Source organism: Burkholderia sp. (assembly GCF_018375725.1).
In the GTDB taxonomy this organism is placed as follows: domain Bacteria; phylum Pseudomonadota; class Gammaproteobacteria; order Burkholderiales; family Burkholderiaceae; genus Burkholderia.
In genome coordinates this window covers 1-4,491 of record NZ_JAHACR010000322.1, presented here as the reverse complement: position 1 = coordinate 4,491, position 4,491 = coordinate 1, and the positions used below count along the sequence as shown (strand labels likewise).

Annotated in this window: 3 protein-coding genes and 2 pseudogenes; 3 read left to right on the top strand and 2 right to left on the bottom strand. The window is 65.5% G+C overall.

All coding sequences use genetic code 11. The features are described 5' to 3' along the window. Positions 1-393 (bottom strand): annotated as a pseudogene (locus tag KH616_RS21825) (alanine dehydrogenase); the annotation flags it as partial. 122 nt (positions 394-515) lie between these two features. Then, entirely contained in the window at positions 516-932 is a 417-nt protein-coding gene (locus KH616_RS21820) for a hypothetical protein (protein WP_292250719.1), read from the bottom strand. Positions 933-1,645: 713 nt separating this feature from the next. Here KH616_RS21820 and KH616_RS21815 point away from each other — a divergent pair. From KH616_RS21815 to KH616_RS21805, 3 genes and pseudogenes are all read left to right on the top strand, one after another. Further along, positions 1,646-2,389, top strand: a complete 744-nt coding sequence (locus KH616_RS21815; RefSeq protein WP_292250718.1) for a gluconate 2-dehydrogenase subunit 3 family protein — start codon at positions 1,646-1,648, stop codon at positions 2,387-2,389. Then, positions 2,389-4,167 carry a GMC family oxidoreductase gene (locus KH616_RS21810; RefSeq protein ID WP_292250716.1) on the top strand — a complete coding sequence of 593 codons (1,779 nt, stop codon included), beginning with the start codon at positions 2,389-2,391 and terminating at the stop codon, positions 4,165-4,167. Before KH616_RS21815 ends, KH616_RS21810 begins: the two co-directional genes overlap by 1 nt. Next, positions 4,164-4,491 (top strand): annotated as a pseudogene (locus tag KH616_RS21805) (cytochrome c); the annotation flags it as partial. The gene KH616_RS21810 and the pseudogene KH616_RS21805, both read left to right, overlap by 4 nt.

The window sequence follows — 4,491 nt, the reverse complement described above, 5'->3', positions numbered from 1 at the left end:
CGCGAGCAGCGGCAGGCCGCCGCCCGGTCCGGTGACGGTCTCGTAGGCGATGCACACCGCGCCGGACTTGATGAGCGCCGTCGCCTGCTCCGGATCCGGCGCGAGATGCAGGTACGCATAGAGGATCTGGCCGCGCCGCAGCATCGCGCATTCGGCGGGCTGCGGCTCCTTGACCTTGATGATCATGTCCGCGCGTGCGAACACCTCGGGCGCGTCACCGCACAATGCCGCGCCCGCAGCTGCGTAGTCGTCGTCGTACAGCCCGATCGCGGCGCCCGCGTCGCGCTCGACCAGAACCTGATGGCCGCGCAGCGTCAGCTCATGCGCGCCAGCCGGCGTCAGGCCGACGCGATATTCGTGGTTCTTGATCTCCTTCGGCACACCGATCAGCATGGGTCACCTCCGCTGGCCTTCGTTTATAGATGTATGGCGGCCACGTGCAAGGCCGCATTTCGACCTGCATTCAGGATCGCCGGACAGTGTGCGCCCGGCCCGGCGCGTTGGCCGGTTGCGTGTCATGCGGATTTCGCGATCGGGTCGGTGGATGGGCGTGGCGCGTGGTCGGGCTGGATGCCGTTGCCGAACCACGGCACATCAGCGGCGAGCGAGGCGGTGTAGCGTGCCCAGCCGCGCGGATTGCCCGCGAACAGGTTCACGCAGACCGGTGTTGCGAGCGCGTCGCGGTCGAGTCGTGCATCGAGCAATTGCTTTGGCCAGAGGCAAAACGCATGCAGAACCGCGCACGCGAATTCACGCACGGTCATGTGCTCGAACACATTCTCGAGCAGCGGAAGGTCGGAAAGCATCGGCTGGGAGGCGATCAGCGCGCCGATCGTTTCGTCGTCGCGCTCGCTTTCGAGCAGGCAGCTCAGCGTCTGCATGACGCTGCCCAGATGCAGCAGCAGTGCCCGGCGTTCGAGGGGTTCATTCATGGGTCCATTCCTCCGGCAGGGCGGCGCAAGCGGCTTCGCGTTCATGCCTCGATAGCAGTTCAGGATAAAAGGGTAGTAGCGCGCGGAAGGAAGTCAAGGGCGGATGCCCCGAAGCGTATGCGCAGGCGAAACGGTCGTGCGGCGCTCGGCGGAAGGCACCCGGAGAAAGGCGGCGTTGCTGCTGTGCAACGATCGCGGGTTGTGGCGGACGCGGCGGGCGGCAGCTCGGTCAAGTCGGCGTTTTGCGTCTTCTGCCGGACGTTGCCGGGGATTGTTGCGGGCAATGCTTCAATAAATTGCGTCAAATCGTCGCGCAATGGAACCGGTTCCATATATAATGCGACGCACCGTTGACCATGCCGCCACGAGGGCCGAGCATGCCGCTCCTGCTGCCCGCTGGATCGGCACATACACACATGGCGACATCATGTCGGCGGCTGGCGGGTTTCGCGCATCGGCGCGGATTCGCCAGGTCATCAGGTCCGCAAAGAGGCCGAAACGCTTTGGACTCCGACATGCCGAGCCCAAAGCCGATGCATGGCGACGGCGGCATCTCAGCATGCCGCCGTCCGTCCGCATCGAGCGCGTTTGCACCACGGAGCAAGCAAGGCGACGCGGCCGATTGAAGCCGCTGCGCCGCGCGCCGGGCACGACACATGCTTATCTGCGTGCGCGTGCTCTGGCCGCTGCCCCCAACAATCACTATTCGACTTATGTCCACGTCATCCGACAAACCGAATTCGCGCCGCCATTTCCTGCGCTCGTCGGTCGCGCTCGTGCCGATCGCTTCGCTTGCCGGCTGCGATCTGCGCGCGTTGCCGACGTCCGCGCCGGCCGCCGGAAACGCATCCGCCGCCGCGTCCGGCGATGCGGCGCGCGAGCCTTACAAGCCAGTCTTCTTCGACGCCAGGGAGTGGGCGTTCGTCCATGCTGCCGTCGACCGCCTGATTCCCGCCGATGCGGAAGGGCCGGGCGCGCTCGACGCCGGCGTGCCGGAATTCATCGACCGCCAGATGGAAACGCCTTACGCGCATGGTGCGCGCTGGTACATGCAAGGGCCGTTCCAGCAAGGCGTGCCGGAACTCGGCTACCAGCTGAAGCTGGTGCCGCGCGACCTGTACCGGCTCGGCATCGCCGCGGTCGATCGCTTCTGTACGAAAACGCATGGCAAGGCGTTCGCCGGCCTCGACGCGGCAACGCGCGATGCGGTGCTCGGTCAGCTCGAAACGGGCGCCGCTGCGATCGACGACGTGCCGCCGAAGGTGTTCTTCGCGCAACTGCTGCAGAACACGCGCGAAGGCTATTTCTGCGATCCGGTCCATGGCGGCAATCACGGCATGGGCGGGTGGAAGATGATCGGTTTTCCCGGCGCGCGCGCGGACTTCATGGATTTCGTCAACCAGAACGGCAAACCGTATCCGTACGGGCCGGTCTCGATCAACGGGGAGCGTAGCTGATGGCCGCTGACAAGAAACCACACGTCGACGCGGTCATCGTCGGGTTCGGCTGGACCGGCGCGATTCTCGCGAAGGAACTGACGGAAGCCGGCCTGAAGGTCGTCGCGCTCGAACGCGGCGAGTACCGCGACACGTATCCCGACGGCGCGTATCCGAACACGATCGACGAGCTGACCTACAGTGTCCGCAAGAAGCTGTTTCTCGACTTGTCGAAGACGACCGTGTCGATCCGTCACGGCCTCGCGGACACGGCGCTGCCGTATCGCCAGCTCGCCGCATTCCTGCCGGGCGAAGGCGTCGGCGGCGCGGGGCTGCACTGGTCCGGCGTGCACTTCCGCGTGGCGCCGGAAGAGCTGCGCCTGCGCAGTCACTACGAAGAGCGTTACGGCAAGAAATTCATTCCCGAGGGGATGACGATCCAGGATGCGGGCGTCAGCTACGACGAGCTCGAGCCGCATTTCGATTTCGCCGAGAAGGTGTTCGGCACGTCGGGACAGGCGTACAGGGTCGGCGGCAAGGTGGTCGGCGACGGCAACGTGTTCGAGGCCAACCGCAGCGACAACTTCCCGCTGCCAGCCCAGCTCAACACCTATTCGGCGCAGCGGTTCCACGATGCGGCGAAGTCGCTCGGCCTGCATCCGTACCGGTTGCCGTCGGCGAACACGTCGGGGCCGTACACGAACCCGTACGGCGTGCAGATGGGGCCGTGCAACTTCTGCGGATTCTGCAGCGGCTACGCGTGCTACATGTATTCGAAGGCGTCGCCGAACCTGAACATCCTGCCCGCGCTGAAACAGACGCCCAACTTCGAGCTGCGCTCGAAATGCCACGTGCTGCGCGTCGATCTCGACGATACGAAGAAGCGCGCGACGGGTGTGACCTACGTCGATCCGTCGGGCCGCGAGGTCACGCAGCCGGCCGATCTCGTGATCGTGTCGGCATTCCAGTACCACAACGTGCGCCTGCTGCTGCTGTCGGGCATCGGCAAGCCGTACGATCCGGTATCGGGCGAGGGCGTGGTGGGGCGCAACTTCGCGTACCAGAACCTGTCGACGATCACCGCGTTCTTCGACAAGGACACGTACACGAACCCGTTCGTCGGCGCGGGCGGCAACGGCGTCGCGGTCGACGACTTCAACGCCGACAACTTCGACCACGGCCCGCTCGGCTTTGTCGGCGGCTCGCCGCTGTGGGTCAACCAGGCGGGCGTCAAGCCGATCAGCGGCATCGCGACGCCGGCCGGTACGCCGGCGTGGGGCAGCGCGTGGAAGAAGTCCGTGAAGGATCACTATGCGCACACGCTGTCGATGGACGCGCACGGGACCAACATGTCGTACCGCGACGTCTATCTCGATCTCGATCCGACCTATCGTGATTCGTACGGCCAGCCGCTGCTGCGGATGACCTTCGACTGGAAGGACAACGACATCAAGATGGCGCGCTATGTGACCGCGCAGATGAAGAAGATCGCCGAGGCGATGGGGCCGAAGGCGATCAACGTCTACACGCGTGAATTCGGTGCGCATTTCGACACGCGGCGCTATCAGACGACACACCTCGTCGGCGGCGCGGTCATGGGCCTCGATCCGAAGACCAGCGTGCTGAACCGCTACCTGCAGAGCTGGGATGTGCACAACGTGTTCGTGATGGGCGCGTCGGCGTTTCCGCAGGGGATCGGCTACAACCCGACCGGTCTTGCCGCTGCGCTGGCGTACTGGTCGGCGCGTGCGATTCGCGAGCAGTACCTGAAAAATCCCGCTCCGCTGGTGACCGTATGAAGCGTCGAATCAAAGACAAAGTGTGTGTGGCAGGCGTGCGTCGAGGCTGGCGTGCGCTCGCGTACGGCGCGTGGCTCGGGTTGGCCGCGGGTCTCACTGGCGGCGTCGCGGCGGCGGCGCCGCAACCGGGCGTCCCGAACGCCGCATCGGCATCGTCCGCCGCTGCGCTCGTTGCGCGCGGCGCGTATCTGGCGCGCGCGGGCGATTGTGTCGCATGCCATACGGCATCGGGCGGCAAGCCGTTTGCCGGCGGATTGAAGTTCGACACGCCGATCGGCGCGATCTATTCGACGAACATCACGACCGATCCGCAGACGGGTCTCG